Source organism: Streptomyces sp. NBC_00582 (assembly GCF_036345155.1).
Classification (GTDB): Bacteria; Actinomycetota; Actinomycetes; order Streptomycetales; family Streptomycetaceae; genus Streptomyces.
Genome location: NZ_CP107772.1, coordinates 7,642,939 through 7,669,189, shown reverse-complemented (window position 1 = coordinate 7,669,189; position 26,251 = coordinate 7,642,939). Strand labels below are relative to the sequence as shown.

Annotated in this window: 24 protein-coding genes; 14 read left to right on the top strand and 10 right to left on the bottom strand. The window is 72.0% G+C overall.

The annotated features are described in order from the left end of the window. The first annotated feature begins 190 nt into the window (after nt 1–190). Entirely contained in the window at nt 191–1,378 is a 1,188-nt protein-coding gene (locus tag OG852_RS34700; RefSeq protein ID WP_330350006.1) for a globin domain-containing protein, read from the top strand. A 37-nt stretch (nt 1,379–1,415) separates the two neighbouring features. Here the strand turns inward: OG852_RS34700 and OG852_RS34695 are convergent, their stop codons facing one another. Further along, complete coding sequence (locus OG852_RS34695) at nt 1,416–1,937, bottom strand: hypothetical protein (RefSeq protein ID WP_330350005.1); 522 nt, start codon at nt 1,935–1,937, stop codon at nt 1,416–1,418. Nucleotides 1,938–1,968: 31 nt separating this feature from the next. Next, a complete protein-coding gene (locus tag OG852_RS34690; RefSeq protein WP_330350004.1) occupies nt 1,969–2,403 on the bottom strand; it encodes an RrF2 family transcriptional regulator in 435 nt (144 codons plus the stop codon). Between the two features lie 172 nt (nt 2,404–2,575). Here OG852_RS34690 and OG852_RS34685 point away from each other — a divergent pair, with 172 nt between their 5' ends. The 6 genes from OG852_RS34685 (at nt 2,576) to OG852_RS34660 (ending at nt 9,251) form a co-directional block, all read left to right on the top strand. Further along, the gene (locus OG852_RS34685; protein WP_133909937.1) at nt 2,576–3,244 is read left to right on the top strand and encodes a DUF3105 domain-containing protein; all 669 of its coding nucleotides are present in this window, start codon (nt 2,576–2,578) and stop codon (nt 3,242–3,244) included. After that, complete coding sequence (locus OG852_RS34680; RefSeq protein ID WP_133909936.1) at nt 3,241–3,861, top strand: DUF305 domain-containing protein; 621 nt, start codon at nt 3,241–3,243, stop codon at nt 3,859–3,861. The genes OG852_RS34685 and OG852_RS34680 overlap by 4 nt, the downstream gene beginning before the upstream one ends. A gap of 172 nt (nt 3,862–4,033) precedes the next feature. After that, entirely contained in the window at nt 4,034–5,974 is a 1,941-nt protein-coding gene (locus tag OG852_RS34675) for a S53 family peptidase (protein WP_330350003.1), read from the top strand. Between the two features lie 103 nt (nt 5,975–6,077). Further along, nucleotides 6,078–8,162, top strand: coding sequence for an NAD(+) synthase (locus OG852_RS34670; protein ID WP_330350002.1), 2,085 nt, complete (start codon nt 6,078–6,080; stop codon nt 8,160–8,162). Between the two features lie 105 nt (nt 8,163–8,267). Next, nucleotides 8,268–8,642 carry a VOC family protein gene (locus OG852_RS34665; RefSeq protein ID WP_166663388.1) on the top strand — a complete coding sequence of 125 codons (375 nt, stop codon included), beginning with the start codon at nt 8,268–8,270 and terminating at the stop codon, nt 8,640–8,642. Between the two features lie 69 nt (nt 8,643–8,711). Then, nucleotides 8,712–9,251, top strand: coding sequence for a GNAT family N-acetyltransferase (locus OG852_RS34660; RefSeq protein ID WP_330350001.1), 540 nt, complete (start codon nt 8,712–8,714; stop codon nt 9,249–9,251). A 241-nt stretch (nt 9,252–9,492) separates the two neighbouring features. Here the strand turns inward: OG852_RS34660 and OG852_RS34655 are convergent, their stop codons facing one another. From OG852_RS34655 to OG852_RS34640, 4 genes are all read right to left on the bottom strand, one after another. After that, nucleotides 9,493–10,719, bottom strand: a complete 1,227-nt coding sequence (locus OG852_RS34655; protein WP_330350000.1) for an MFS transporter — start codon at nt 10,717–10,719, stop codon at nt 9,493–9,495. A gap of 123 nt (nt 10,720–10,842) precedes the next feature. Further along, nucleotides 10,843–11,898: an endonuclease/exonuclease/phosphatase family protein gene (locus OG852_RS34650; RefSeq protein WP_133909931.1), complete on the bottom strand. Its 1,056-nt coding sequence runs from the start codon at nt 11,896–11,898 to the stop codon at nt 10,843–10,845. A gap of 191 nt (nt 11,899–12,089) precedes the next feature. Then, the gene (locus OG852_RS34645) at nt 12,090–12,716 is read right to left on the bottom strand and encodes a TetR/AcrR family transcriptional regulator (protein ID WP_133909930.1); all 627 of its coding nucleotides are present in this window, start codon (nt 12,714–12,716) and stop codon (nt 12,090–12,092) included. A gap of 58 nt (nt 12,717–12,774) precedes the next feature. Next, nucleotides 12,775–14,367: an MFS transporter gene (locus OG852_RS34640; RefSeq protein ID WP_133909929.1), complete on the bottom strand. Its 1,593-nt coding sequence runs from the start codon at nt 14,365–14,367 to the stop codon at nt 12,775–12,777. A 216-nt stretch (nt 14,368–14,583) separates the two neighbouring features. Here OG852_RS34640 and panB point away from each other — a divergent pair, with 216 nt between their 5' ends. From panB to OG852_RS34625, 3 genes are all read left to right on the top strand, one after another. Then, complete coding sequence (gene panB / locus OG852_RS34635) at nt 14,584–15,450, top strand: 3-methyl-2-oxobutanoate hydroxymethyltransferase (protein ID WP_133909928.1); 867 nt, start codon at nt 14,584–14,586, stop codon at nt 15,448–15,450. Between the two features lie 183 nt (nt 15,451–15,633). Then, on the top strand, nt 15,634–16,659 hold the full coding sequence (locus OG852_RS34630) for an ATP-binding cassette domain-containing protein (protein ID WP_133909927.1): 1,026 nt from the start codon (nt 15,634–15,636) through the stop codon (nt 16,657–16,659). After that, the gene (locus OG852_RS34625) at nt 16,656–17,465 is read left to right on the top strand and encodes an ABC transporter permease (RefSeq protein WP_133909926.1); all 810 of its coding nucleotides are present in this window, start codon (nt 16,656–16,658) and stop codon (nt 17,463–17,465) included. Before OG852_RS34630 ends, OG852_RS34625 begins: the two co-directional genes overlap by 4 nt. A 40-nt stretch (nt 17,466–17,505) precedes the next feature. Here OG852_RS34625 and OG852_RS34620 read toward each other — a convergent pair whose 3' ends face one another. Continuing rightward, a complete protein-coding gene (locus OG852_RS34620; protein WP_330349999.1) occupies nt 17,506–20,916 on the bottom strand; it encodes an AfsR/SARP family transcriptional regulator in 3,411 nt (1,136 codons plus the stop codon). Between the two features lie 188 nt (nt 20,917–21,104). Between OG852_RS34620 and OG852_RS34615 the strand changes: the two genes are divergently transcribed. Beyond that, nucleotides 21,105–21,905, top strand: a complete 801-nt coding sequence (locus OG852_RS34615; protein ID WP_330349998.1) for a site-2 protease family protein — start codon at nt 21,105–21,107, stop codon at nt 21,903–21,905. On the opposite strand, the gene OG852_RS34610 is transcribed toward OG852_RS34615, so the two are convergent. Both OG852_RS34610 and npdG read right to left on the bottom strand, forming a co-directional pair. Then, nucleotides 21,895–22,074, bottom strand: coding sequence for a hypothetical protein (locus tag OG852_RS34610; protein ID WP_133909923.1), 180 nt, complete (start codon nt 22,072–22,074; stop codon nt 21,895–21,897). The two genes, OG852_RS34615 and OG852_RS34610, sit on opposite strands and share 11 nt — an antisense overlap. An 80-nt stretch (nt 22,075–22,154) precedes the next feature. Beyond that, nucleotides 22,155–22,871 (bottom strand): NADPH-dependent F420 reductase, encoded by a 717-nt coding sequence (gene npdG / locus OG852_RS34605; RefSeq protein ID WP_330349997.1) that lies wholly within the window; start codon nt 22,869–22,871, stop codon nt 22,155–22,157. 103 nt (nt 22,872–22,974) lie between these two features. Here npdG and OG852_RS34600 point away from each other — a divergent pair, with 103 nt between their 5' ends. Together OG852_RS34600 and OG852_RS34595 are read left to right on the top strand one after the other, a co-directional pair. After that, on the top strand, nt 22,975–23,571 hold the full coding sequence (locus OG852_RS34600; protein ID WP_133909921.1) for a hypothetical protein: 597 nt from the start codon (nt 22,975–22,977) through the stop codon (nt 23,569–23,571). Nucleotides 23,572–23,647: 76 nt separating this feature from the next. Continuing rightward, entirely contained in the window at nt 23,648–24,973 is a 1,326-nt protein-coding gene (locus OG852_RS34595; RefSeq protein ID WP_330349996.1) for an MFS transporter, read from the top strand. Nucleotides 24,974–25,047: 74 nt separating this feature from the next. Here OG852_RS34595 and OG852_RS34590 read toward each other — a convergent pair whose 3' ends face one another. Then, nucleotides 25,048–25,275 (bottom strand): hypothetical protein, encoded by a 228-nt coding sequence (locus tag OG852_RS34590; RefSeq protein ID WP_133909919.1) that lies wholly within the window; start codon nt 25,273–25,275, stop codon nt 25,048–25,050. A gap of 58 nt (nt 25,276–25,333) precedes the next feature. Between OG852_RS34590 and map the strand changes: the two genes are divergently transcribed. Beyond that, nucleotides 25,334–26,191: a type I methionyl aminopeptidase gene (gene map, locus OG852_RS34585; protein ID WP_133909918.1), complete on the top strand. Its 858-nt coding sequence runs from the start codon at nt 25,334–25,336 to the stop codon at nt 26,189–26,191. The last annotated feature ends 60 nt before the right edge of the window (nt 26,192–26,251 follow it).

Sequence of the window (26,251 nt, the reverse complement as noted above, 5' to 3'; positions counted from 1 at the left end):
CGACTCTCGTACGCCAGATGTACTGCTCTGCCGCCCATCTTGCCTGTTCGCACCGACATCCGTAATGGCCGGTTCGGCTCGCGGGCCGCGCCCCGAGTGACGGAGGCCACGGACTTTAAATTTGAATCTCAGATGCAAGTTTTAATAGCGTCGAGGCACCGAGCCGTTCGGCCGAGCCCAAGGAGCCCCGATGCTGTCCGAGCCGTCCGCAGCCACCGTCCGCGCCAGCCTCCCCGCCGTCGGCGCGGCCATCGGCGAGATCACCGAGCGTTTCTACGCCCGTCTCTTCGCCGCCCGCCCCGAGCTGCTGCGGAACCTCTTCAACCGCGGCAACCAGGCCGCCGGAACCCAGCGGCAGGCCCTCGCCGGCTCCATCGCCGCGTTCGCCACGCATCTGCTGGACCACCCGGACAGCCGCCCCGACGCGATGCTGCGCCGCATCGCCCACAAGCACGCCTCGCTCGGCGTGACGCCGCAGCAGTACGCGGTGGTCCACGAGCACCTCTTCGCCGCCATCGTCGAGGTGCTCGGCGACGCCGTCACGCCCGAGGTCGCGGCGGCCTGGGACGAGGTCTACTGGCTGATGGCGAACGCGCTCATCGCCGTCGAGAAGCGGCTGTACGAGGAGAGCGGCGCGCCGGGGCTGCGGCCCTGGGAGGTCGTCGAGCGGATCGTGGAGACCGACGACGTCGTGACCTTCCGGGTACGGCCGGCCGACGGCGGTGCGGTGCGCGGCTTCCGCGCCGGACAGTACGTCTCCGTGGGCGTGACGCTTCCCGACGGCGCCCGCCAGATCCGCCAGTACAGTCTGTCCGGGGCGCCGAGCGAGTCGGTCCGCCAGTTCAGCGTCAAGCAGGTGCGCGGCGACGGCACGACACCCGACGGCGAGGTCTCGAACCACCTGCACGCGTGCGTGCGGGAGGGTGACGTACTCGACCTGTCCGAGCCGTACGGCGACCTGGTCCTGGAGGAGGTCTCCGGCACCCCCCTGCTGCTGGCCTCGGCCGGAATCGGGGTGACCCCGATGGTCGCGATGCTGGCGGACCTGGCGGCGGGCGGTCACCGCGCCCCGGTCACCGTCGTCCACGCCGACCGCTCCCCCGCGACCCACGCCCTGCGCGCCGACCACGAGACGTACACGGCGAAGCTCCCGGAGGCGTCCGTGCACCTCTGGTACGAGCGGGAGGCCCCCGAGGGAGCCGCCCAGGGCCTGGTCGACCTCACGGACGTCACCGTCCCGGCGGGCACCCGCGCCTACCTGTGCGGCCCGCTCCCCTTCATGCGGGCGGTCCGCACCCAACTGCTCGAAAAGGGCGTCGCCCCCGCCGACATCCACTACGAGGTCTTCGGCCCGGACCTCTGGCTGGCGGCCGCCTGACCGCACTCGGGCGACATCCCCGGGAGGACGGCGAGTCCTACGGTCGAGCCTCGAACAGCGGCTCGTACGGATCGCCCTCCGGTCCCCGGACGAGGACGTGGTCCTTGCCGACGCCGAGCGCCACCTCGCGCAGCCGGCTCAGCACGGTCGCCTCGTCCGGCAGGTCCGGGCCGAGGGCCGCGGCGGCGCGGTCGCGGTCGGCCGGGAGGCCGGGCAGGTCCTCCAGGTACTCGGCGGCCCGTGCCCGGCTCCGGTCGACGGTGGGCGCGGTGCAGTGGGTGCCACGCAGAAGGGGCCGCAGAGGCTCCGGCCGGCCGATCGGCACGAGCGCGGCACGGCCGTCCAGGTCCGCGCAGAGGATCGGGCGTTCCTCGCCGCCGTCGCCGCAGAAGCAGTAGGTGTCCCCCGCGGCGTTGCCCGCCGGCCGTTCCGGCGCGGCACCCGAGGTGAGACGGAGTCGCCCGGGCTCGTCACCGCGGTCCGGCTCGACGTCGCACGGCCCGGCGGGATGCCGGGCCGCGTGGTCGTGTGCGCGCAGGGCGGCCGTCGGTGAACGCATGCGCGGCACTGCCGCGCCGAGCCGGGGCCCCTCAGTCCGGCCCCGAGATCCCCAGCAGCAGTGGCCCCGTCGGTGCCGTCACGATGTCGGTGACCGTGAGCGGGTCGAGGGAGGCGAAGAAGGCCTCCTGGGCGCGGCGGAGGGCGCCCCGCAGGCGGCAGGCCGAGTTCAGGGGGCAGGGGGTGGAGCCCTCGCAGTCGACGACGTCGCCGTCGCCCTCGAAGGCGCGGACCACGCCGCCCACGGACGCCGTACGGCCCTTCTCGGTCAGGGCGAGGCCGCCGCCCCTGCCCCGGCGCGCCTCCAGGAGGCCCTGGTGCTGGAGTTCGGCCACGACCTTGGCCGCGTGCGTGTAGGGGACCTGCATCGCGGCGGCCACCTCGCGGGTCGTCGGGGTGGTCCCGCCCGCGACCGCCAGGCGCATCAGCACGCGCAGGGCCAGGTCGGTGGATCTCAGCAGCCGCATGGGAGAAGCGTAGATAATGCGCATCTCGGCTTCAAATTATCGAGGGGCCGCCGGGGTGCCTACGCCATTCCGCGTCCTCCCCTTACGATCGGTGGACCCGCCGGACCCTAGCCGCACCACCGGCCGCACCACCCTCACCGTCCCGCCCCTTTCCCCCAGAAGGACAGGTCTCATGGGCTCCGCCGACCAGACCGGCAGCACCGCGCGCAAGGCGCGCATAGAAGAGATGCGGCGGGCCCAGCAGGCCCGTGAGCGACGCAACCGGATCCTCGTGATCGCGGGCAGTGCCGTCGCCGTGGCCGCGCTCGTCGCCGGCGGCGTGTTCGTCGTGAAGTCGCAGTCCGGCGACGACTCCTCCTCCACCGCCTCCGACTCCAAGGCCTCCGGGCACTGGGTCACCGGCTCGGACGGGGTGAAGACCTGGAAGGGCACGCTGGGGCGCACCCATGTCGCCAAGACGGTGAAGTACCCGATGGAGCCCCCGGTCGGCGGCGACCACGACCCGGTCTGGCTCAACTGCAACGGCGACGTCTACACCGAGGCCGTGAACAACATGAACGCCGTGCACGCGCTGGAGCACGGCGCGGTCTGGGTGACGTACACCAGCAAGGCGGAGAAGGCCGACGTCGACGCGCTCGCGGCGAAGGTGAAGAAGACGCCGTACACGTTCATGAGTCCGGACGACAAGCAGGCCGACCCGATCATGCTCAGCGCGTGGGGCAAGCAGCGCACCGTGACCGGCGCGGACGACCCGGCCGTCGACGCGTTCTTCGAGAAGTTCGTGCAGGGTGAGCAGACGCCCGAGCCGGGTGCCTCCTGCACCGGCGGGACGATGAAGTGAGGAAGGCCGGCTGGACCGCCTCGGCCGCGGCGGCGGTGCTCGTCGCGGCCGGCGCCATCACCTACGCCGTCGCCGCGGACGACGGCGGGACGGGCTCCGCCGTCCCCGCCGCCGACTCCGCCGACGCGGGGTTCGCCCGGGACATGGCCGTCCATCACCAGCAGGCCGTCGAGATGTCGTACATCGTGCGCGACCGGACGACCGACGAGGAGGTGCGGCGGCTCGCCTACGACATCGCCCAGACGCAGGCCAACCAGCGCGGGATGCTGCTCGGCTGGCTCGATCTGTGGGGACTGCCGAAGGTGTCGTCCGACGCGCCCATGACCTGGATGGGGATGGGCGACATGGCCGACGGCGAGGACGGCGCGCTCATGCCCGGCATGGCCACCGACACCGAGCTGAAGAAGCTGGGCACGCTCAACGGCAAGCAGGCCGAGGTGTTCTACCTCCAGCTGATGACCGCTCACCACAAGGGCGGCATCCACATGGCCGAGGGCTGCGTGGCCAAGTGCACGGTCGGAGTGGAGAAGCGGCTCGCGCAGGGCATGGTCGACGCCCAGGAGTCCGAAATCGCCCTGATGGCGGACCTGTTGAAGGCGCGCGGGGCGAAGGCGTAGGCCACCCGTAGGGTTTTCCCTCGACTTCGCGGACTTGTCCGTCAAATCACCCCAGCAAGCGGTCACTTGGCCGCTTCTTGGTGTTCGCATTCCCCTTGCATGAAGGGTTCGTCGCAAGAGTGGCCGTCACGTCGAGTGATCCACTCGCGTCGAACCACATACAGGGGGTCCTATGAGATCCAACCGTGCCGCGCTGCGCGCCGGGGTGAGCATGGCAGCGACACTGCCCATGATCGCCGGTGCGCTCGCACTCGGCATACCCGCGGCGCACGCCGCGGACGGTCCGGCCCGTGACACGCTGGCCGGGACCAGGCCCGCGTGGGCGACGGCCAAGGCGGACAAGGGCTCTACCTCGAACAGCGCTCAGCTCAACGCCCGCGTCTATCTCGCGGGCCGCGACGCGAACGGCCTCGCGGCCTACGCGAAGGCGGTGTCCGACCCGAGCTCCCCCGCCTACGGCAAGTACCTCTCCGCGCGGCAGGCCCAGGCCCGCTACGGGGCGACCAAGGCCCAGGTGGCCGCGGTCAAGGCGTGGCTGGCCGCCGCCGGTCTGAAGGTCACCGGCACCACACAGCACTACGTCTCCGTCAGCGGTGACGTCGCCGCCGCCGAGAAGGCGTTCGGCACCCAGCTGCACAACTACACCAAGGGCTCGAAGACCTATCGCGCGCCGTCGAAGTCGGCCTCCGCGCCCGCGAGCCTCGACGGTGCCGTCCTGACCGTCACCGGCCTGGACAACGCGCCGCACAAGGCGAGCAGCAAGGACCAGCTCCCGCCGCCGGACGCGGTGTTCAAGAACTCCGGGCCGTTCTCCTCGTACTACGGCTCGAACACCGCGAGCACCCTCCCGGACGCGTACGGCACGAAGATCCCGTACGCGGTCGAGGGCTACACCGGCAAGCAGCTGCGCTCCGCCTACGGCGCCGGCGGCTACACCGGCAAGGGGGTGCGCATCGCCATCACCGACGCGTACGCCTCTCCGACGATCGCCTTCGACGCGGCCACCTACGCGAGGAAGCACGGCGACGCGGCCTGGAAGACGGGCCAGCTGACCCAGGTCCTGCCGAAGAACTACACCAAGACCGAGGAGTGCTCGGCGGCCGGCTGGTACGGCGAGGAGACCCTCGACGTCGAGGCCGTGCACGCGGTCGCGCCGGCCGCGAACGTCACGTACGTGGGCGCCTCGTCCTGCTACGACGACGACCTGCTCGACTCGCTCAGCAAGATCGTCGACAACCACCTGGCCGACATCGTCTCCAACTCCTGGGGCGACATCGAGGCCAACCAGACGCCGGACCTGGCGGCCGCCTACGACCAGGTCTTCCAGTTCGGCGCGGTCGAGGGCATCGGCTTCTACTTCTCCTCCGGCGACAACGGCGACGAGGTCGCCAACACCGGGACGAAGCAGGTCGACACCCCGGCCAACTCGGCCTGGGTGACGGCGGTCGGCGGTACCTCGCTGGCGGTCGGCAAGGGCGACAAGTACCTGTGGGAGACCGGCTGGGGCACCGAGAAGGCCCTGCTGTCCGCGGACGGCAAGAGCTGGACCAACTTCCCCGGCGCGTTCACCTCGGGCGCGGGCGGCGGCACCAGCGCCACGGTCGCCGAGCCGTACTACCAGAAGGGCGTCGTCCCGAACGCGCTGGCCACCGCCAACAACGCGGCCGGCAACCGGGTCGTCCCCGACATCTCGGCGATCGCCGACCCGAACACCGGTTTCAAGGTCGGCCAGACGCAGACCTTCCCGGACGGGTCCGCGCAGTACAGCGAGTACCGCATCGGCGGCACCTCGCTGGCCGCGCCGGTCATCGCGGCGGTCCAGGCCCTCGCCCAGGAGGCGCGCGGCGGCAAGGCGATCGGCTTCGCCAACCCGTCGATCTACTCCAAGTACGGGTCGCGGGTCTACCACGACGTCACCGACGACCCGACGGGCTCCGGCCTCGCGGTCGCCCGTGTCGACTTCGCCAACGGCTACGACGCCGCCGACGGCCTGCTGACCTCCGTCCGCAGCCTCGGCAAGGACAGCTCGCTGTCCGCGGTGAAGGGCTACGACGACGTCACCGGCGTCGGCACGCCCGCGAACGGCTACGTCGAGTCGTACCGCAAGCACTGAGTCACCGAGTCACCGAGTCACCGATGGGGTGGCGTGCGGGGGGAGACCTCGCACGCCACCCCATCGCGTCGCTCTGACGATTACAGCGATTACACTGACCCGTGTGCCTGAGTTGAACTTCTGGTCGATCTATCAGCACGGCTTCGCGCGCGTCGCCGCCTGCACGGGCCACACCGTGATCGCGGACCCGCCCGCCAACGCCGACGCGGTCCTGCGCCACGCGCGCCGGTGCGCCGAGGAGGGCGTCGCCGTCGCCGTCTTCCCGGAGATGGGGCTGTGCGGCTACTCCATCGAGGACCTGCTGCTCCAGGACGCCCTGCTCGACGAGGTCGAGGGGGCGCTCGGGGAGGTGGTGGCCGGTTCGGCCGGACTGCTGCCGGTGCTGGTCGTCGGCGCCCCGCTGCGCCACCGCAACCGGATCTACAACTGCGCGGTCGTCGTCCACCGGGGCCGGATCCTCGGGGTCGTCCCCAAGTCGTACCCGCCGAACTACCGCGAGTTCTACGAGCGCCGGCAGATCGGCGACGGCGCCGACGAGCGCGGCGGAACGATCCGCGTGGGCGGCGAGACCGTGCCGTTCGGCGTGGATCTGCTGTTCGCGGCGGACGACGTCCCCGGTCTCGTGCTGCACGCGGAGATCTGCGAGGACATGTGGGTGCCGGTGCCGCCCAGCGCGGAGGCGGCGCTCGCCGGCGCGACGGTGCTGGTGAACCTCTCGGGCAGCCCGATCACGGTGGGGCGGGCCGAGGACCGCAAGCTGTTGTGCCGCTCGGCGTCCTCCCGCTGCCTCGCCGCCTACGTGTACGCGGCGGCCGGTCTCGGCGAGTCGACCACCGACCTGTCCTGGGACGGCCAGGCGATGGTCTACGAGAACGGCGTACTGCTGGCGGAGACCGAACGCTTCCCGCTCGGCGACGAGTACGCGGTGGCCGACGTCGACCTCGATCTGCTGCGGCAGGAGCGGCAGCGGATGGGCACGTTCGACGACAACCGGCGGACGCACCGCGCGCGGACCGGTGACTTCCGGACCGTCGCCTTCCCGCTCGAACCGCCGATGACCGATCTCGGGCTGCGGCGCCGTCTGGAGCGCTTCCCGTTCGTGCCGGCCGACGCCGATCGGCTCGCCCTGGACTGCTTCGAGGCCTACAACATCCAGGTCGAGGGCCTCCAGCAGCGACTGGCCTCGATCGGCGGCCCGAAGGTGGTCATCGGGGTGTCCGGCGGCCTGGACTCCACGCACGCGCTGATCGTCGCCGCCCGCGCGATGGACCGCGCCGGGCGCCCGCGCAGCGACATCCTGGCCTGGACCCTGCCCGGCTTCGCCACCAGCGACCACACCAGGTCCAACGCACACAAGCTGATGAACTCGCTCGGCGTCACCGCGGCCGAGCTGGACATCACGCCGACGGCGCGGCTGATGCTGCGCGAGATGGACCACCCCTTCGCCTCCGGCGAGCCGGTCTACGACGTCACCTTCGAGAACGTCCAGGCGGGCCTGCGCACCGACTACCTCTTCCGGCTCGCCAACCAGCGCGGCGGCATCGTGCTCGGCACCGGCGACCTCTCCGAACTCGCCCTCGGCTGGTCCACGTACGGCGTGGGCGACCAGATGAGCCACTACAACGTCAACTCCGGTGTGCCGAAGACGCTGATGCAGCATCTGATCCGGTGGGTCATCAGCAGCGGGCAGTTCGACGAGGAGACCGGACGGACGCTCGCGGCGATCCTCGACACCGAGATCAGTCCGGAGCTGGTGCCGGGCGAGGAGATGCAGTCGACGGAGTCGAAGATCGGCCCGTACGCGCTGCACGACTTCACGCTCTTCCACGTCCTGCGGTACGGCTTCCGGCCGTCGAAGATCGCCTTCCTGACCTGGCACGCCTGGCACGACGCGGACGGCGGCGCCTGGCCGCCGGGCTTCCCCGAAGCCGAGCGGGTGGCGTACGACCTGCCGGAGATCCGGCGGTGGCTGGAGGTCTTCTGCCGGCGCTTCTTCGCGTTCGCGCAGTTCAAGCGCTCGGCGATGCCGAACGGGCCGAAGGTGTCGGCGGGGGGTTCGCTGTCGCCGCGCGGGGACTGGCGGGCACCGTCGGACAGTTCGGCGCGGGCCTGGCTGCGCGATCTCGCCCGCTTCGACGTCCCGGAGCCGAAGCCGGAGACAGAGACGGAGACGAAGACCGACGGGTGAGCGTGCCGTACGGGGCGCTGCCTCGCATGCCGGGCGCGGGGGTGGGTACGTGGCCTGGCGTACGGGGGTGCCGCGGAAGCGGCCCATGAGCGAGGGGTGTCGGACGTGATTCGAAAGCTGCAGGCGGTCGCGCTGGACTGTGCCGATCCGCTACGGCTCGCCGAGTTCTACGCCGAGCTGCTCGGCGGCCGGGTGGTCGCCGACCCGGAGCAGCCCGAGTGGGTCGAGGTGCACGGGTTCGAGGGGATACCGCTGGCCTTCCAGCGGGTGGAGGGCTATCTGCCGCCCGAGTGGCCCAGCCGGGAGCGCCCGCAGCAGCTCCACCTGGACTTCGACGTGGACGACCTCGACGGGGAGGAGAAGCGGGCGCTCGCCCTCGGCGCGACCGTGCTGGAGCGGTCGGACCAGCTCCGTCCGGGGGTCAACTGGCGGATCTACGCGGACCCGGCGGGCCATCCGTTCTGCTTCTGCCTGCACTGACCGCCCGCCCCGACCGGCCGGCCCGCTGTTCGTTTGCGGCGCGTCGGCCCGGTCGGACAGGAAGCCTGCATGCTGAAGGGTGACAAGGTCGGGCTGCGGGCCCGGCACGACGAGGACATCCCGGTCCTGCCGGCCGAGCTCTACGACGACGTGGTCGGCGGCTCGCGGGCCGAGGGCCGGCCGTGGCGGCCCGTCTCGCCCGGCTCGAAGGACCCGCGGCTCGTCGTGGACGACACCGACCACGCGGTCGTCCCGTTCTCCGTGGTGGAGCTGGACGGCGGCACGCTGATCGGCACCGCGACACTGTGGGGCATCGACACCCACCACCGGTCCGCGCACATCGGGTTGGGGCTGCTGCCGTCCGCGCGCGGCAAGGGGTACGGCACCGACGCGGTCGCGGTGCTGTGCCACTACGGCTTCGTCGTGCGGGGCCTGCACCGGCTGCGGATCGAGACGTTGGCGGACAACCACGCGATGCTCCGCTCCGCCGAGCGCAACGGCTTCGTCCGTGAGGGCGTGCTGCGCTCCTCGGCCTGGGTGATGGGCGAGTTCCTGGACGACGTGCTGCTCGGCCTCCTCGCCGAGGAGTGGAAGCCGACCGCCCTCTAGGGGGTGTTTCGAAAGTCCTGTGCGGTGCCCGCGGTGTCCGGTGCGTGCTCTCGGCGTGCCGGAGGAAAGCCCTCGTACTGGGCGTACTTGGGGTTTCGGCCGGTGCGGCGCGAGTACGTGCCGGGCGCCGCGGGTGCTGTGCGGGACTTTCGAAACACCCCCTAGGGCCCTCCTGACGGATCTCCGACGCGCGGAGATCCGTCAGAGGGGCCCCAGCCGTCCCCCGGAGCCGTGGTCGGGGTCAGTGGCGTACCGCGGGCTCCGTCCGCGTCGGGACGTGGGTCGCCACGATCCGCTCGTGACGGGTGCCGTCGGCGGACGCCCTGCGGCGGTCCACGGCGTACGCCACGCCCGCCACCGCCAGTCCCAGGACCGCGAGGGCGGCGCCGGCCAGGGCCGGGGAGGTGACGCCGAGGCCCGCCGCCAGGGCCAGGCCGCCGATCCAGGCGCCTCCGGCGTTGGCGAGGTTGAAGGCGGCCTGGTTGGCGGAGGAGGCCAGGGAGGGCGCGGTGACGGCCTTCTCCATGACCATCAGGTTGAGGGGGGTGCCCGCGACGAAGGCCGCGACGCCGAGGAGGACGACCGCGAGGGCGCCGCTCCACTGGGTGCGCATCAGCAGGGGGAAGGCGGCGAGGACGACCGCCAGGGACGCCAGGCCGCCGAACAGGGTGCGCCGCATCGCGTGGTCGGTGAGGCGGCCGCCCAGCAGGTTGCCGATCGTCGCGCCGACGCCGAACAGGGCGAGGAGCAGCGTGACGCTCCCGTCGGCGTAGCCTGCCGCGTCGGTCAGCATCGGGGTGATGTAGCTGTACGCGGAGAACAGCGCGCCGAAGCCCGCGACCGTGGTGCCGAGCGCCAGCCAGACCGGGAGGGACCTCAGGGCCGCGAGTTCGCCGCGCAGGCCCGCGGCGGGGGCGCCCGTCACCTCGCGCGGGACGAGCAGCGCGAGAGCCGCCATCGCCGCCAGGCCAATCGTGCTCACACCGAGGAAGGTCGCCCGCCAGCCCAGGTGCTGGCCCATGAGGGTGGCGGCGGGGACGCCCGCGATGTTGGCGACCGTCAGGCCGAGGAACATCAGCGACACCGAGCGTGCCTTGCGTTCCGGCGCGACCAGGTGGGTGGCGACGACGGCGCCGACGCCGAAGAAGGCGCCGTGCGGCAGTCCGCTGAGGAAGCGGGCCGCGAGCAGCCAGTCGTAGCCGGGGGCGAGCGCCGACAGGGCGTTGCCCGCCACGAAGAGGGCCATCAGGGACATCAGCAGCGTGCGGCGCCGCATCCGTGCGGTCGCCGCCGCGAGCAGCGGCGCGCCGATGACGACACCGAGGGCGTACGCGGAGACGAGGTGTCCGGCGGTGGGCAGGGAGAGGTGCAGGTCTGCCGCCACGTCGGGCAGCAGTCCCATCATCACGAACTCGGTGGTGCCGATGCCGAAGGCACCCACGGCGAGGGCGAGCAGGGCCAGAGGCATGAGGGGCCGTTGCCTTTCAGGTCGGGGATGCGTCCATCGTATGTTTAACGACGGAACAAACTCTCCCCGGTCCGGTATTCCGGCAGGTTACGACCCCTCAACGGCCGCGTTACCAGGCGCTTTTCATCCGTCCGACGTGGTGAGCTTCACACGCGCCGCGATCGGCAGATGGTCGCTGCCCGTCTGCGGGAGCGTCCAGGACGTCACCGGCTCCACGCCCTTGACGAGGATCTGGTCGATGCGCGCCATCGGGAACGACGCCGGCCAGCTGAAGCCGAAGCCGTCGCCGGCCGCACCCTGCGTGGAACGCATCTGGGAGGTCACGGCGTTCAGCGAGCGGTCGTTCATCGTGCCGTTGAGGTCGCCGAGGAGGATCACCCGGCTGAGGCGCTCGTCGGCGATGGCCTCGCCCAGCGCGTCCGCGCTCTTGTCGCGCTGGCGGGCGGTGAAGCCGGCCTGCAGCTTGACCCGGACCGACGGGAGGTGGGCGACGTAGAAGGCCACCTCGCCCTGCGGGGTCGTGACCGTGGCCCGCATCGCGCGCGTCCAGCCCAGCTTGATGTCGACGGGCTTCACGGCGCTCAGCGGGTACTTGCTCCACAGACCGACCGTGCCCTGCACCGAGTGGTACTTGTAGGTGGCCGTCAGCGCCTTCTCGTACACCGGCACCGCCGAGGCGGTCAGCTCCTCCAGCGCCACCACGTCCGCGCCGGACGCGGCGACGTCGCGGGCGGTGTCGGAGGGGTCGGGGTTGTCGGCGTTGACGTTGTGGGTGGCGACGGTGAGGTCGCCCCCGCCGCCGGTCTTGTCGCTGAGCAGCCCGCCGAAGAGGTTCAGCCAGACGACGGCCGGGAGGACCACCGCGATCAGCGCGCTCGCCGACCTGCGGACCACGGCGAGGATCAGGAACACCGGGATCAGCAGCCCGAACCACGGCAGGAACGTCTCCGTGAGGCTGCCGAGGTTGCCGAAGCGATTCGGGATGCGCGAGTGCAGCAGCATCACCAGGGAGAGCAGCAGGGCCAGGGCGGCGACCACCAGACCGCGGCGCCAGATACGCGGGTCACCACGCCAGCCGGCGGCCAGACGTCCGATCAGGCGCCGGAGCCGGTCTCCCCGGCGCTCGGGCCCCGAGCCGCCGCTGTCGTCCGTCTCCGTCATGTACGCCTGCTGCGCCATACCGTCGCCTCACTGCCTGCCGTGCACACCGTCTCCCCCGGGCATAGACCCTAGGGGATGTTCGGCTTCGATCCTGCCGTCCCTCGACGGCCGTACTCGCACGAGGACGAACGGGGCCGCGTCAGGGGTTCCGGAGCTGGGGCGCGATGCCTGGCCTGTGACGAAACGCGCATATTTCGACGGCCGGCGGGTCAGTTGACGGGGCGTAGTCCGACCAGCAGCGTGTCGACGATCCGTTCCGCGAGGTCCTCGGGGAGGTCGGCCTCGGGGCGCAGGACGGCACGGACGAGCATCGGACCCACGATGATGTCGTTGACGAGCTCCACGTCCAGGTCGGCGCGGAGTTCGCCGTTCTGCTGGCCGCGGCGCAGGACCTCGATGCCCGCCCTGCGCCGGGGAAGTATGACCGAGTTGTGGTACGCCGCCCAGATCTTGGGGCTGCTCTTCATCTGGGCGTGCACGTTGTGCAGGATCGCCGAGGAGCGGTTGGCGAGACCCCGTTGCCGCAGGGACTCCAGCAGGACGACCAGGTCGTCCCGCATGGAGGTGCCCGGGAGTTCCTCGGGGTCCTGCGGTTCGGCGGTGCGCAGGACGTCGACGAAGAGCTCCTCCTTGCCGCTCCAGCGCCGGTAGATCGTGGCCTTGCCGACTCCCGCCGTGCGGGCGATGCGCTCTATGGAGATCTCCGCGAGCGGAACACCCTCCTCCAGCAGCTTCATCGTCCCCTCGAGGATGGCCCGTTCCACGGCCTCGCTGCGGGGCCGGCCCCTGACGGGCTGGTCCGCAGCGGTGCCACTGCCGGCGAGGCTCACGTCCATCGTTCCTTTCGTCGTACTGGGGGAATTCTCGCCCAAGGGCTCTCCCCCCACGGCGGTTCTAGGACTCGGTGCGCACCAACTCCTCGTCGGGGGCGCCCTGCTGGGGCGTCCTTGGCCTGCCGGGCAGGAACAGCGCCACCACGACCGCGCCGGCCAGCGCCACCACGGCACCGCACAGCGCGGTGACGTGCATGGCGTGCAGGAAGGCGTCGTCGGCGGGCGCGACCAGGCCCTTGCCGCGGGCGCCGAGCTTCGCGGCGACACCGAGGGTGGCCTCGATGGACTCGCCCGCGGTCTCGCGCAGACCGGCGGGCAGGGTGCCGAGCTTGTCCTCGATGCCGGTGCGGTACGACGTGGAGAGCACCGAGCCGAGGACGGCGATGCCGAGCGCTCCGCCGAGCTGGCGGAAGGTGTTGCTGAGCGCGGAGGCGGAGCCGGCCTTCTCCCGGGGCAGCGCCTGCATGATGACGACGCTGGTGGGGGTCATCACATGGGCCATGCCGGTGCCCATGCAGAAGAAGATGATCTCCAGGAGCCAGATCGGGGTGTCGGCGTCCAGGGTGGCGAACGCGGCCAGGGTCGCGGTGAGGACGAGCATGGCGGCCGTGGTGGTGGCCCGGACCCCGAAGCGGTCGACGACCAGCCGGGCGCGCGGCGCGAAGATCAGCTGGGCGGCGGCCAGCGGGAGCAGGAGCAGACCCGACTGGAGCGGCGAGTAGCCGCGCACGCTCTGGGTGTAGAAGACGGAGAAGAAGGTCACGCCCATGAGCGCGAAGAACACCAGGGTGATGACGGCCATCGCGGCCGAGAACACCTTGTTCTTGAAGTAGGTGACGTCTATCGACGGGTGGTCGCTGCGCGCCTCGAACACGACGAACGCGGCGAGGACGGCGAGACCGGCGCCGATCGTCGTGAGCACGGTGGCGTCGGTGAAGTCGGCCAGCTCGCCGCCCTTGATGATGCCGTAGACGAGCAGGACCAGGCCTACGACGGACAGGACGACGCCGACGGGGTCGATCCGGCCGGGGTTGGGGTCGCGGGAGTCGGGCACCAGCCAGAGCATCAGCGCGAACGCGAGGATCACGATCGGCACGTTGATGAGGAAGACCGAGCCCCACCAGAAGTGGTCGAGGAGCAGGCCTCCGGTGATCGGCCCTATCGCGATGGCGAGGCCCACGCCGCCGGCCCAGATGCCGATCGCCTTGGGCTGTTCCTCCCGCTCGAAGACGTTCATGAGGACGGCGAGGGTGGCCGGCATCACGAACGCGGCGCCGACGGCCATCAGCGCGCGGAAGGCGATGAGCTGGGCGGGCGAGCCGGACTCGGCGGCGAGCGCGGAGCCGATGCCGAACACGGCGAGACCGCCGAGCAGGACCTTCTTGCGGCCGACGCGGTCGCCGAGGAGACCCGCGGTGAACAGCAGACCCGCGAACACCAGGGTGTAGGCGTTGATGGCCCACTCCAGCTCGCTCTGCGTGGCGCCGAGCCCGGTCGGTGCCGGGGTGGAGATGGTCTTGATCGCGACGTTCAGGATCGAGTTGTCCAGCACCACGATCAGCAGGCTCAGCATCAGCACGCCGAGGATCGCCCAACGGCGCCGGTGCACCTGTTCCGGTATCCGGGGCGCGGTGGGGACGGCAGGAGTAGTCATACCGTCGAGCCTAGAACCTTTTCGATACGAGACCGTCTCGTATCTGATCGTTGCGCGGTTCTCTTACCCAGCTTTTACCCGTCGCGCCCCCGCGTCCTCCCCCACGAGTTGTTGGCCACACGGGGCGGTCTGGCCCCGCCTGGCACGAGGTGCCACCATGGGGGTGGTCCGGGGACGCCGTGAGGGCGCCTCGAGATGACGTAAGGAGCCGTTGCAATGACGCAGCTTTCGGCTGCCCAGACGAACCCCTCCGACGGCAGCAAGACGCTGTACGGGGGCAAGGGCACACGCCGTATCACCGTCCGCGACCTCGCGCTCGCCAAGGAGCGCGGCGAGAAGTGGCCCATGCTGACCGCCTACGACGCGATGACCGCGTCGGTGTTCGACGAGGCCGGGATCCCCGTGATGCTCGTCGGCGACTCGGCGGGCAACTGCCACCTGGGGTACGACACGACCGTACCCGTCACCCTCGACGAGATGACCATGCTGTCCGCGGCGGTCGTCCGGGGCACCCGGCGCGCCCTGATCGTCGGCGACCTGCCCTTCGGCTCGTACCAGGAGGGCCCCGTCCAGGCGCTGCGCAGCGCGACCCGGCTGGTCAAGGAGGCCGGGGTCGGGGCCGTGAAGCTGGAGGGCGGCGAGCGCTCGCACCGGCAGATCGAGCTGCTGGTGGAGTCCGGGATCCCCGTCATGGCGCACATCGGCCTGACCCCGCAGTCCGTGAACGCGATGGGCTACCGCGTGCAGGGCCGCGGCGAGGAGGCGGCCCAGCAGCTGCTGCGGGACGCGAAGGCCGTCCAGGACGCGGGCGCGTTCGCGGTGGTCCTGGAGCTGGTGCCGGCCGAGCTGGCCGCCGAGGTGACCCGCGTGCTGCACATCCCGACCGTGGGCATCGGCGCCGGTCCCGAGTGCGACGCGCAGGTGCTGGTGTGGACCGACATGCTCGGGCTGACCGGCGGGCGGGTGCCGAAGTTCGTCAAGCAGTACGCGAACCTGCGTGAGGTGATGGGGAACGCCGCCAAGGCGTTCGCCGAGGACGTCGTCGGCGGGACGTTCCCGCAGGAGGAGCACAGCGTCCACTGAGCCAGTGCCGCACCACGCACCGCCCGCCGATCTTCCCCCGTCGGCGGGCGGTGCCGTTTTCGGCGGGACGTCGGCGGGACGCGGGCGGGATGTCGGTGGGATGTCGGTGACCGCGCCCCCGTGTCACCGCCTTGTCGGCGGCCTGTCGGTGGTTTGTCGGTGGGGGCAGGCACCGTTCCTGTCATGAAGCGAATCGACACGAACCCCGGTGGCGCCGAAAGCGCCGTGACCGTCCGGGGACTGGTCAAGCACTACGGCGAGACCAAGGCACTGGACGGGGTGGACCTGGATGTCCGGGAGGGCACCGTGATGGGGGTGCTGGGGCCGAACGGCGCCGGCAAGACCACCCTGGTGCGGATCCTGTGCACACTGCTCGCCGCCGACGCGGGACAGGCGACCGTCGCCGGCTACGACGTCGCACGGCAGCCCCGGCAGCTCCGCCGGGTCATCGGACTCACGGGCCAGTACGCCTCCGTGGACGAGAAGCTCCCCGGCTGGGAGAACCTGTACATGATCGGGCGACTGCTCGACCTGTCCCGCAAGGACTCCCGGGCCCGCGCCGACGAACTGCTGGAGCGGTTCTCCCTGACCGAGGCGGCCCGGCGGCCGGCCGCGACCTACTCCGGCGGGATGCGGCGGCGACTGGACCTCGCCGCGTCCATGATCGGCCGGCCCACCGTGCTGTTCCTGGACGAGCCGACCACGGGCCTCGACCCGCGCACCCGCAACGAGGTGTGGGACGAGGTCAAGACGATGGTCGGGGACGGCGTGACCGTGGTGCTCACCACCCAGTACATGGAGGAGGCCGAGCAACTGGCCTCCGAGCTGACCGTCGTCGACCGGGGCCGGGTCATCGCGGGCGGTGAGATCGAGGAGCTGAAGGCGAGGGTCGGCGGACGCACCCTGCGGATCCGGCCCGCCGACCCGCTCCAGCTGCTCCCGCTGGCCGGCTGGATCGACGAGCTCGGCATCACCGGCCTCGCCACCACCGTCGTGGACACCGAGCGCGGCTCGCTGCTGGTGCCGGTGCTCAGCGACGAGCAGCTCACCGCCGTCGTCGGCGCGGTCACCGCGCGCGGCGTCACCCTCTCCTCCCTCACCACCGAACTGCCCAGCCTGGACGAGGTGTTCCTGTCGCTCACCGGCCACCGCGCCAGTGCCCCGCAGGACGCCCGGCCCACCGACGACCGCGAGGAGGTCGCCGTATGAGCGCCGCCACCCTCAGCCCCGCCGACACGCGCATACCGCTGCGCAGCCACCTGCGGCACACCGGCGCGCTCATCCGCCGCAATCTGCTGTGGATCCGGCAGGACCCGGAGTCGATGTTCGACGCCATCCTGTTCCCGGTGATCTTCACCCTGCTGTTCGTGTACGTCTTCGGCGGGTCCATCGGGCAGTCGCTGGGCGGCGGACAGGAGCGCTACGTCCAGTACGTCATCCCCGGTCTGCTCGCCATGATGGGGATGAACATGGCCCAGGGCGTGGGCACCGGCTTCAACACGGACTTCAACTCCGGGGTCATGGACCGCTTCCGGTCGCTGCCGATCGGCCGGGGCTCGGTGCTGTTCGCCAAGATCGTGGTCGAGCTGATGCGCATGCTGGTCGCCTGCGTGATCCTCATGGTGGTGGCCGTGCTGGTGGGCTTCGACATCACCCACTGGCCCGGGCTGTTCGCGGCCGTGGGGCTGGCCACCGTGTTCGGCTCGGCGCTGATGTGGGTGTTCCTCACCCTCGGCGTGGTGATGAAGAGCGCCCAGTCGGTGCAGGCGATGGGCTTCCTGGTGCTGATGCCGCTCCAGTTCGGCTCGTCGATCTTCGCGCCGACCGCCTCGATGCCGGGCTGGTTGCAGAACTTCACCGACTACAACCCCCTGTCCTCGCTCGCGGACGCGGCCCGCGGCCTGATGGTGGGCGGTCCGGTCGCGCACGGACTGTGGGTGACCCTGGCCTGGTCGGTGGGGCTCACCGCGGTGATGGCGCCGGTCGCCATCCACAAGTTCCGCACGAAGAGCTGAGCCGGGGTTCCGCCCCGAGCCGACGGGCCCTGCCGGGCTCTCACACCAGGGCGGCGGCCTCCTCGTAGGGGAGGGCGCCGCCCTCGGCGTACGCGGACTCGAACGCCTCGTCGCCGAGTACGGCCCGGGCGGCGGCGGTGGCCCGGGCGAAGGTCTCGCGCTCGAAGCGGACGGCGACATGGCCCGGGGGCAGCAGGGACGCGGCGGCGCCGAGGCAGCGGGCGGCGTCCGCGGCGCGAGCGCCGCCCTCGACACCGGCCAGCGCGTAGGCCCCGATGGCGAGGTAGAAGCCGCGCATGTGCGGGGCGATGTTCAGGGACAGCCGGTCGGACCCGCGCTCCATGGCCTTGCGGACGGAGACCAGGGCCTGCTCGTACCGGCCGTCGACCACGTCCACCCAGGCCTCCGCGCCCAGGATGAAGGCGTCGAAGACGACGAAGTGCGCGAGGCCGAACGTCTCGCGCAGCAGCCGGAGCTGTTCACGGGCCTCGGAGTGGCGGCCGGTCAGCCCGAGGTGCGAGGCGAGGAAGAGGCGGGCGGCGGGCATCGCCTCGTTGTGGCCGCCGGCCGTGGAGTCGACGACCTCACGCAGCAGGCGCTCGCCGCTCTCCGCGTCACCGGCCTCCAGCAGCGCGCTGCCCAGCCGGGCGCCCAGGATCGCCGACTGGTGGCGGGCCTCGAGCCGGTCGGCCAGGACGCGGGCCTCCTCGTAGTCGGCCGCGGCGCCCCGGTAGTCGCCCATCCGCTCACGGGCCTCGGCGCGCGCCGAGAGGGCCTCGGCCGCGCCCCAGGCGTCGCCCAGCCGGCGGAAGAGCTCCAGCGCCTCGTCGGCGTCCCGGCCCGCGGCGCCGGCCCAGTCGGCGCGGTTGGCGAGGAGGTTGGCGCGCAGTTGCAGGGTGGTGCCGAGTTCCCACTCGTAGCCCGGGGTGACGCGGCACGTCTCGACGTTGGCGTCGACGATGACACGGATGCGCTCCATGTCGCCGGTCATCATCACGGCGTAGAACCAGAGCAGACCCGGCGGGCGGCAGGTCTGCGGCAGGCCCGGTGTGTAGGTCTCGCTGACGATCCGCAGCTTGCGCTGGGCCTCCGGGGTGTTCCAGGCGTCCAGCTCGGTGTCCATGCAGGCGAGATGGGCGAGGTGGATGCCGCGCCGGGCCTCCTGGAGGAGTTCGCCGGACAGCGGTGGCGGTGTCTCGGTGACGGGCCGCAGGACGGGGGCGGCGGTGCGGACCGGTTCGGTGAAGGGGTCCGGGCCGAGGTCCATCACCGCACGGCACCAGGTGCGGGCCTCGATCCGCAGATCGCGCATCTGCCAGTACCAGACGAGGGAGAGGGCGAGGCTGAGGGCCTCCTGCTCGTCGCGGGCGGCGACGGCGCGGCGCAGCGCGGTGCGCAGGTTCTCGTACTCGAGCTGGAAGCGTGCGACGGCCTCCTGCTGGCGCGAGCCGCGCAGCGAGGGCTCGGTGGTGCGGGCGAGTTCGCGGTAGTACGTCAGATGCGCGCGCTCGGCGTCGCGGCGGCGGCCGGTCTCGTCGAGCCGCTCGGAGGCGTACTCGGCGACGGTCTCCAGGAGCCGGTAGCGCATCTCGCCGTCGGGTGCCGGGGCGGCGACCACGAGGGACTTGTCGACGAGGGAGGCGAGGGCGTCGAGCGCGTCGAGACAGCCGCGGGAGGTGTCGGCGAAGGGGCCGCACACCGCCTCGACGGCGGCGAGGTCGCAGCCGCGGGCGAACACCGACAGCCGGGCGAGGACCTCGCGCTCGTCCTCGTCCAGCAGGTCCCAGGACCAGTCCACGACCGCGCGCAGGGTCTGCTGGCGCGGCAGGACCGTACGGCTGCCGGAGGTCAGCAGCCGGAAGCGGTCGTCGAGGCGGTCGGCTATGCGGCGCGGGGTCAGCATGCGCAGCCGGGCGGCGGCGAGCTCGATCGCGAGGGGCAGACCGTCGAGGCGGCGGCAGATCTCCGCGCAGGCCTGCGGGTCGTCCTCGACACGGAACCCGGGGCGGGCGGCCGCGCCCCGGTCGGCGAGCAGCCGCAGCGCGGCGGGCCCCGGCAGCGGTTCGACGGGGCGCAGCGCCTCGCCCGGGACACCGAGGGGCTCACGGCTGGTGGCGAGGACGGTCACACCGGGGCAGCGGACGAGGAGTTCCTCGACGAGACGGGCGGCGGCCCCGACGACGTGCTCGCAGTTGTCGAGGACGATCAGCATCCGGCGCCGGGCACAGTGCTCGACCAGCCGCTCCAGCGGGTCGTCGTGCCGCTCGGTCACCGCGCGCATCTCCTCGGCCCCGGCGCCGTACATCACGGTCTCCCGCGCGCCCACGGCGGTCAGCACGGCCTGCGGTACGGCGTCCGGGTCGGCGACGGGGGCGAGTTCGGCCAGCCACACCCCGTCGGGCGCGATGTCCCGGACGCCCTCGGCGGCCTCCTGCGACAGCCGTGTCTTACCCGCCCCACCGGGCCCGAGCAGGGTCACGAGCCGCGCCCTGCCGAGATCCCTGCGGATGGTGTCGATCTCCCCCTCCCGGCCCACGAAGGAGGTGAGCCGGGCGCGGAGATTGCCGGGGGGCGACGGGGTGGGTGAACCCTGGGCGGGGGCCGGCGCGGTGGACGGCCGGGGCCGACTCACGCCGTTCTTCGCGGCAGGCGCGGGACGCGGGCCGGTGATCGCCGCTGTCGCCCGGCCCGAAGGCGCTTCTCCCACCTGGTCGGCGGGCACCGGCGGGTTGAGGAGGTCGGTGTGCAGGGCGCGGAGTTCGGGGCCCGGGTCGGAGCCCAGGCGGTCGGTGAGGAGGCGGCGTACGTCGTCGTAGGCGGCCAGGGCCTGGGCGGGTCGGCCGGCGTCGCGCAGGGCCCGCAGACGCAGGGCCTGGAGGGGTTCGTCCAGCGGGTGGGCGTCGCACAGGGCGGTGAGTTCGGGGAGCGCGTGCTCGGCGTGGCCGAGGGCGAGCGCGGCGGTGTGCCGGGCGCGCACCGCGTCCAGTCGGCGGGCCTCCCTGCGGGCCGCCTCCGTGGTGCGGTCGGGCAGGTCGGCGAGGGGCGGGTCCTGCCACAGCGCGAGGGCGTCGTCGAGGAGGACGGCCGCCTTCTCGGGGTCGCCGTCGGCGAGGGCGCGGACGCCGTCGGCGGTGAGCCGTTCGAAACGGTGCAGGTCGACGGCGTCGGGGGCGGCGGTGAGCCGGTAGCCGCCCTCGGCGGAGGCGATCTCGTCCGCGCCCAGAGCCCTGCGCAGCCGCCCGACCAGCGCCTGCAGCGCGCCCGGGGCGTCGGCGGGCGGGTCCCCGGCCCAGACCTCCTCCACCAGCAGTCCCGTGGGCACGTTCCGCCCGGCCCGCAGGGCCAGCACGGTCAGCAGGGCACGCAGCCGCGCGCCGCCGACGGCGACGGGGGTGCCGTCGGGACGGAGTGCCTGGGTGGTGCCGAGGATGCGATAGCGCACGGGGTTCATTGTCTCCGGCGGGGACGGGGTCGGTCACGGGGATGCAGGTCTACGGCGTTGCGGGAGCACGCAGTCACCCGCCGCACCCCCCATGTCCCCAGCTTTCCACGGAACCCCGGGCCCCCCGCGAGACGTTTTCCCGGTGCGCCCGGTACGGTCGGGCCGTTCCACGCGTGCCGACGAGCTCAGGGAGCCCCATGACCACCGCCACCACCCGCAACGGCGACCGGAGGATCAGCCCGGTCTTCGTGGGGATCCTGGCCGTCACCGCGGTCACCGGCTGGGCGACCTGGACCGGGTTCGCCGAGCAGCCCGGTCTGGCCGTGTTCCTGTTCGTGACGGCGGCCTGGATCGTCTCCCTGTGTCTGCACGAGTACGCGCACGCGCGCACGGCCCTGCACAGCGGTGACATCACGGTCGGTGCGAAGGGGTACCTGACCCTCAATCCGCTCAAGTACACCCACGCCCTGCTCAGCATCGTGCTGCCGGTGATCTTCGTGATCATGGGTGGGATCGGTCTGCCGGGCGGTGCGGTCTTCATCGAGCGGGGGCGGATCCACAAGCGCTGGCAGCACAGTCTGGTCTCGGCGGCCGGTCCGCTGACGAACGTGCTGTTCGCCGCCGTGTGCACCGCGCCGTTCTGGCTGGACGCCCTGGACGGCGTACCGGCCGCCTTCCGGTACGCGCTCGCGTTCCTCGCGCTGCTCCAGGTCACGGCGGCGATCCTGAACTTCCTGCCGGTGCCCGGACTGGACGGCTACGGCGTGGCCGAGCCGTGGCTGTCGTACGAGGTCAAGCGGCAGGTGGAGCCGTTCGCGCCGTTCGGGCTGCTGTTCGTGTTCGCCCTGCTGTGGGTGCCGTCGGTCAACAACGTGTTCTTCGACGCGGTCGACGCGGTGCTGCGCGGCCTGGGCATCAGTGACTTCGACACGTACTGCGGCCAGAACCTCTACCGCTTCTGGCAGGACACGGACGCGTTCTGCGCGGTCAGCCGGTGACGGACCTGCGGGCCTTGTCGCGCTTGACGTAGTACCAGGTCATGTTGGACGACAGACCGGCGAGCAGCACCCAGACGACGCCGAGGAAGCTGCCCTGCGCGAAGGAGACGACCGCGGCGGCGACGGCGAGGAGACAGACGACGAGGGTGTAGATCGCGAGGCGGGGCATGGGGACTGCTCTCCTGTCGGGGGACACCGGTGGGTGGCCGGGTGGCCGGGCGCGTGCCTCGTCCAGTGTCCCCCATGCGCTCAGACGTCGGTGACCCGCAGTCCCGCGTGGGCCTTGTAGCGGCGGTTGACGGAGATCAGGTTGGCGACCAGGGACTCGACCTGGTGGGCGTTGCGCAGCCGGCCGGCGAAGACGCCGCGCATCCCGGGGATGCGGCCGGCCAGCGCCTGCACGATCTCGACGTCGGCCCGCTCCTCCCCCAGCACCATCACATCGGTGTCGATCTCCTCGATCTCCGGGTCCTGGAGGAGGACGGCGGAGAGGTGGTGGAAGGCGGCGGTGACCCGGGAGTCGGGCAGCAGGGCGGCGGCCTGTTCGGCGGCGCTGCCCTCCTCGGGCTTGAGCGCGTAGGCGCCCTTCTTGTCGAAGCCGAGCGGGTTGACGCAGTCGACGACGAGCTTGCCCGCCAGTTCCTCGCGCAGCGACTCAAGCGTCTTGCCGTGGCCGTCCCACGGCACGGCGACGATCACGAGGTCGCTGCGGCGGGCGGTCTCGGCGTTGTCGGCGCCCTCGACGCCGTGGCCGAGTTCCTCCGCGGCGGCCTGGGCGCGGTCGGCGGCGCGCGAGCCGATGATCACCTTCTGGCCGGCCTTGGCGAGGCGGTACGCCAGACCCTTGCCCTGCGGGCCGGTGCCGCCGAGCACGCCGACGACCAGACCGGAGACGTCGGGAAGGTCCCACGGGTCCTTGGCGGGGGCCTTCGCGGGGGCGTTCTGTGCACTGTCGGTAGAGGTCATGGGCCGACTTTACGTGGGGCGGTGACGGCGCCCTTCCCCGTGTCGGGTGAATCGGGGGCGAAGCGGGGGCGGGGGCGGGGCGGCTGGGGCAGGATGCGGGCGCATGGACGCCGTACGGGTCGCGCTGCTGCGCGAGGTGCTCGCCGGGACGGAGTGGCTCGGGGCCACGCGGAGGTTCGGCGCGGTGCTGCGCGGATCGGTGGTCTCGCACGGGGGCGGGCTGCTGCTGGTGGGGACGGCGGAGTACGAGCCCTGGCATCTGGCGGCGCATCTGGTGGACGAGGCCGCGTGGTCCGGTACGCCGGAGCTGGCGCCGACTCTCGTACGCCATCACGCGCGTCCGAGCGACCCCGCGCATCTCGCGGTGGGCCTCGGGCGGATCGAGGCGGCGCGACGGGGCGAGACGCTGCTGGTGGCGTCGCCGCAGGGGGATCCGGCGCTGCTGGAGCGGGTGTCGGACGCGCGCCGTTGCGGCCTGACCGTGCTGTCCCTCGGTACCGGCGAGGGCGAGCTGACGGCCCTGTCCCACGAGACGCTGACCGTGCCGGACGGCTCCGAGCTGGACCTGGACACCGTGCAGCACCTGGTGAGCGCGGCGGCGGGCGAGAACGGCCGCTCCCCCAGACGGCACCGAGGCCTCCGCGCCCACCTCTCCCGCCTGGCCGAATCCCTGACAGCCCCGCCCCCTCCCCCCTGGTGACCTTTCCCATCCACCCGCGCGGTCCGCGGGGAAAATGCGTTGCTCCGGCTGGGTGGGCGGTTCAGCATGGCCCGTCGTGGTCATCGACTCGCTGCGTGCGCTGCTGCCCGATCTCGCTCCCTGGCGGGCCTCCCGTGACTTTCGGCGGCTCTGGTTCTCGGGGCTGGTCACGAACTTCGGGAGTTTTCTGACGTTCGTCGCGCTGCCGGTGCAGTTGAAGGAGCTGACGGGGTCGGCGGCGGCCGTCGGGGCGATCGGGGCGGTGGAGCTGGTGCCGCTGGTGGTGTTCGGGCTGTACGGAGGCGCGCTCGCGGACGCCCTCGACAAGCGGACGCTCATCGTGTGGACGGAGGTGGGTCAGGGCCTGCTCAGTGCCGCGCTGCTGGTGAACGCGCTGCTGCCGGAGCCCGCCGTAGGGCCGCTGTACCTCGTCGCGGGGCTCTCCGCCGTGCTGTTCTCGGTGCAGCGGCCCGCGCTGGACTCGCTGTGGCCGCGGATCGTCGCCCATGAGCACCTGCCGGCGGCGGCCGCGCTGAACTCGCTGCGCTGGACCGTCGGCGGGGTGGCCGGACCGGCGGTCGCGGGCATCGTCGTGGCGTACGCGGGCCTCGGCTGGGCCTACGCCGCCGACGCGTTCACCTTCGCCGTCTCCGTCGCCCTGACCGTGGGCATCGCCGCGTCCCCCGCCGCCCTCCCCCCGTCTCGGCTCCGCTCGAGCGGGGGCACCCCCATGGCGGCGAAGCCGTCGTGGCAGGCGATCACGGAGGGCGCCCGGTACGCCTGGGGGAGGAAGGACCTGCTCGGGACGTACGCCGTGGACCTCGCCGCGATGTTCCTGGCCATGCCGCTCGCCGTCCTGCCGTTCCTCGCCGACGAGCTGGACGCAAAGTGGTCGCTCGGGCTGATGTACGCGGCCGTGCCGGCCGGGTCGATGCTGGTGAGCCTGACGAGCGGATGGACCTCCCGGGTGCACCGGCACGGCCGGGCGGTCGTGGTGTCGGCCGCGCTGTGGGGCGTGGCGATCGCGGGCGCCGGACTCGTCGGCGACGTATGGCTGGTACTGCTCTGTCTGACCCTCGCGGGCGGCTGCGACATGGTCAGCGGGATCTTCCGGGGCGCGATGTGGAACCAGACGATCCCGGACGAGCTACGGGGGCGCCTCGCCGGGATCGAGCTGCTGTCGTACTCGGTGGGGCCGACCGTGGGCCAGGTCCGCAGCGGCGGTTTCGCGGCCTGGCTGGGGGTACGGACGTCCGTCTGGTCGGGCGGCGCGCTGTGCGCCGGCGCGGTGGGGCTGCTGGCCCTGTGCCTGCCGGCGCTGATGCGCTACGACGTACGGACCGACGAACACGCGGCCCGCGAACGCGAGCGGCGGGCGGCGGGGGCGGTGTCCGGGCCCTGAAGGGGCGCGGGGCCGTGTCGGCAGCGGCTCCGCCGGGTGGGCGCGCCCCGCCGCGCCGGCGCCGCACCCACCCGTCAGTCCTCGGCCTCGCTCTTCGGCGCGTCGTGCCAGCGCGGATCGTTCTCCCACTGGACGTTGCGCTCGCGGGCGCTCTCCATCGCGTGTTCGGCCTCCTGACGGGAGGCGTAGGGGCCGAAGCGGTCCTTGCCGGGGCAGTCCGGCCCCTCCTCGACCTTCTTGTGCTCCAGGCAGTAGTACCACTCGCCCGGCTTTCCCGTGGCGCGCCTTTTGAACAGGGGCATGACCGGCTCCTCTCGCCACCCACATGTTCCCCCGTAGCCGCTCGATAGACTCGCCGCCATGTCTGGCCAGTCGCTGCTCGTGCCCGGGGACCTCTCCCCCACCCGTTCCGTGCCCGGAAACATCCGCCGTCCGGAGTACGTCGGCAAGCCCGCGCCGAAGCCGTACACCGGCCCTGAGGTGCAGACCCCGGAGACCGTCGAGGCGATGCGGGTCGCCGGGCGGATCGCCGCGCGGGCGATGGAGGAGGCCGCGAAGCTGATCGCGCCGGGGGTGACGACCGACGAACTCGACAGGGTGGCGCACACCTACATGTGCGACCACGGCGCCTACCCCTCCACGCTCGGCTACCGCGGCTTTCCCAAGTCGCTGTGCACCAGCGTCAACGAGGTCATCTGCCACGGCATCCCGGACTCGACGGTGCTGCGCGACGGCGACATCGTCAACCTCGACGTGACGGCGTACATCGGCGGGGTGCACGGTGACAACAACGCCACCTACCTGGTCGGGGACGTCGACGAGGAGAGCCGGCTGCTGGTGGAGCGGACCCGCGAGTCCCTGAACCGCGCCATCAAGGCGGTGCGGCCGGGCCGTCAGATCAACATCATCGGACGGGTCATCGAGTCGTACGCCAAGCGGTTCGGGTACGGCGTGGTCCGTGACTTCACCGGCCACGGGATCAACACATCGTTCCACTCCGGGCTGATCATCCCGCACTACGACAGCCCGCACGCGACGACCGTGATGCAGCCCGGGATGACCTTCACGATCGAGCCGATGCTGACGCTGGGGACGCACGACTACGACATGTGGGACGACGGCTGGACCGTGGTGACCAAGGACCGCAGGCGCACCGCCCAGTTCGAGCACACACTGGTCGTCACCGACACCGGCGCGGAGATCCTCACCCTGCCGTAGCGCCCGAGGCCCGCTCCCGTGCGGAGCGGGCCCTTTCTTGTACGCTTTTACCGACAGGGT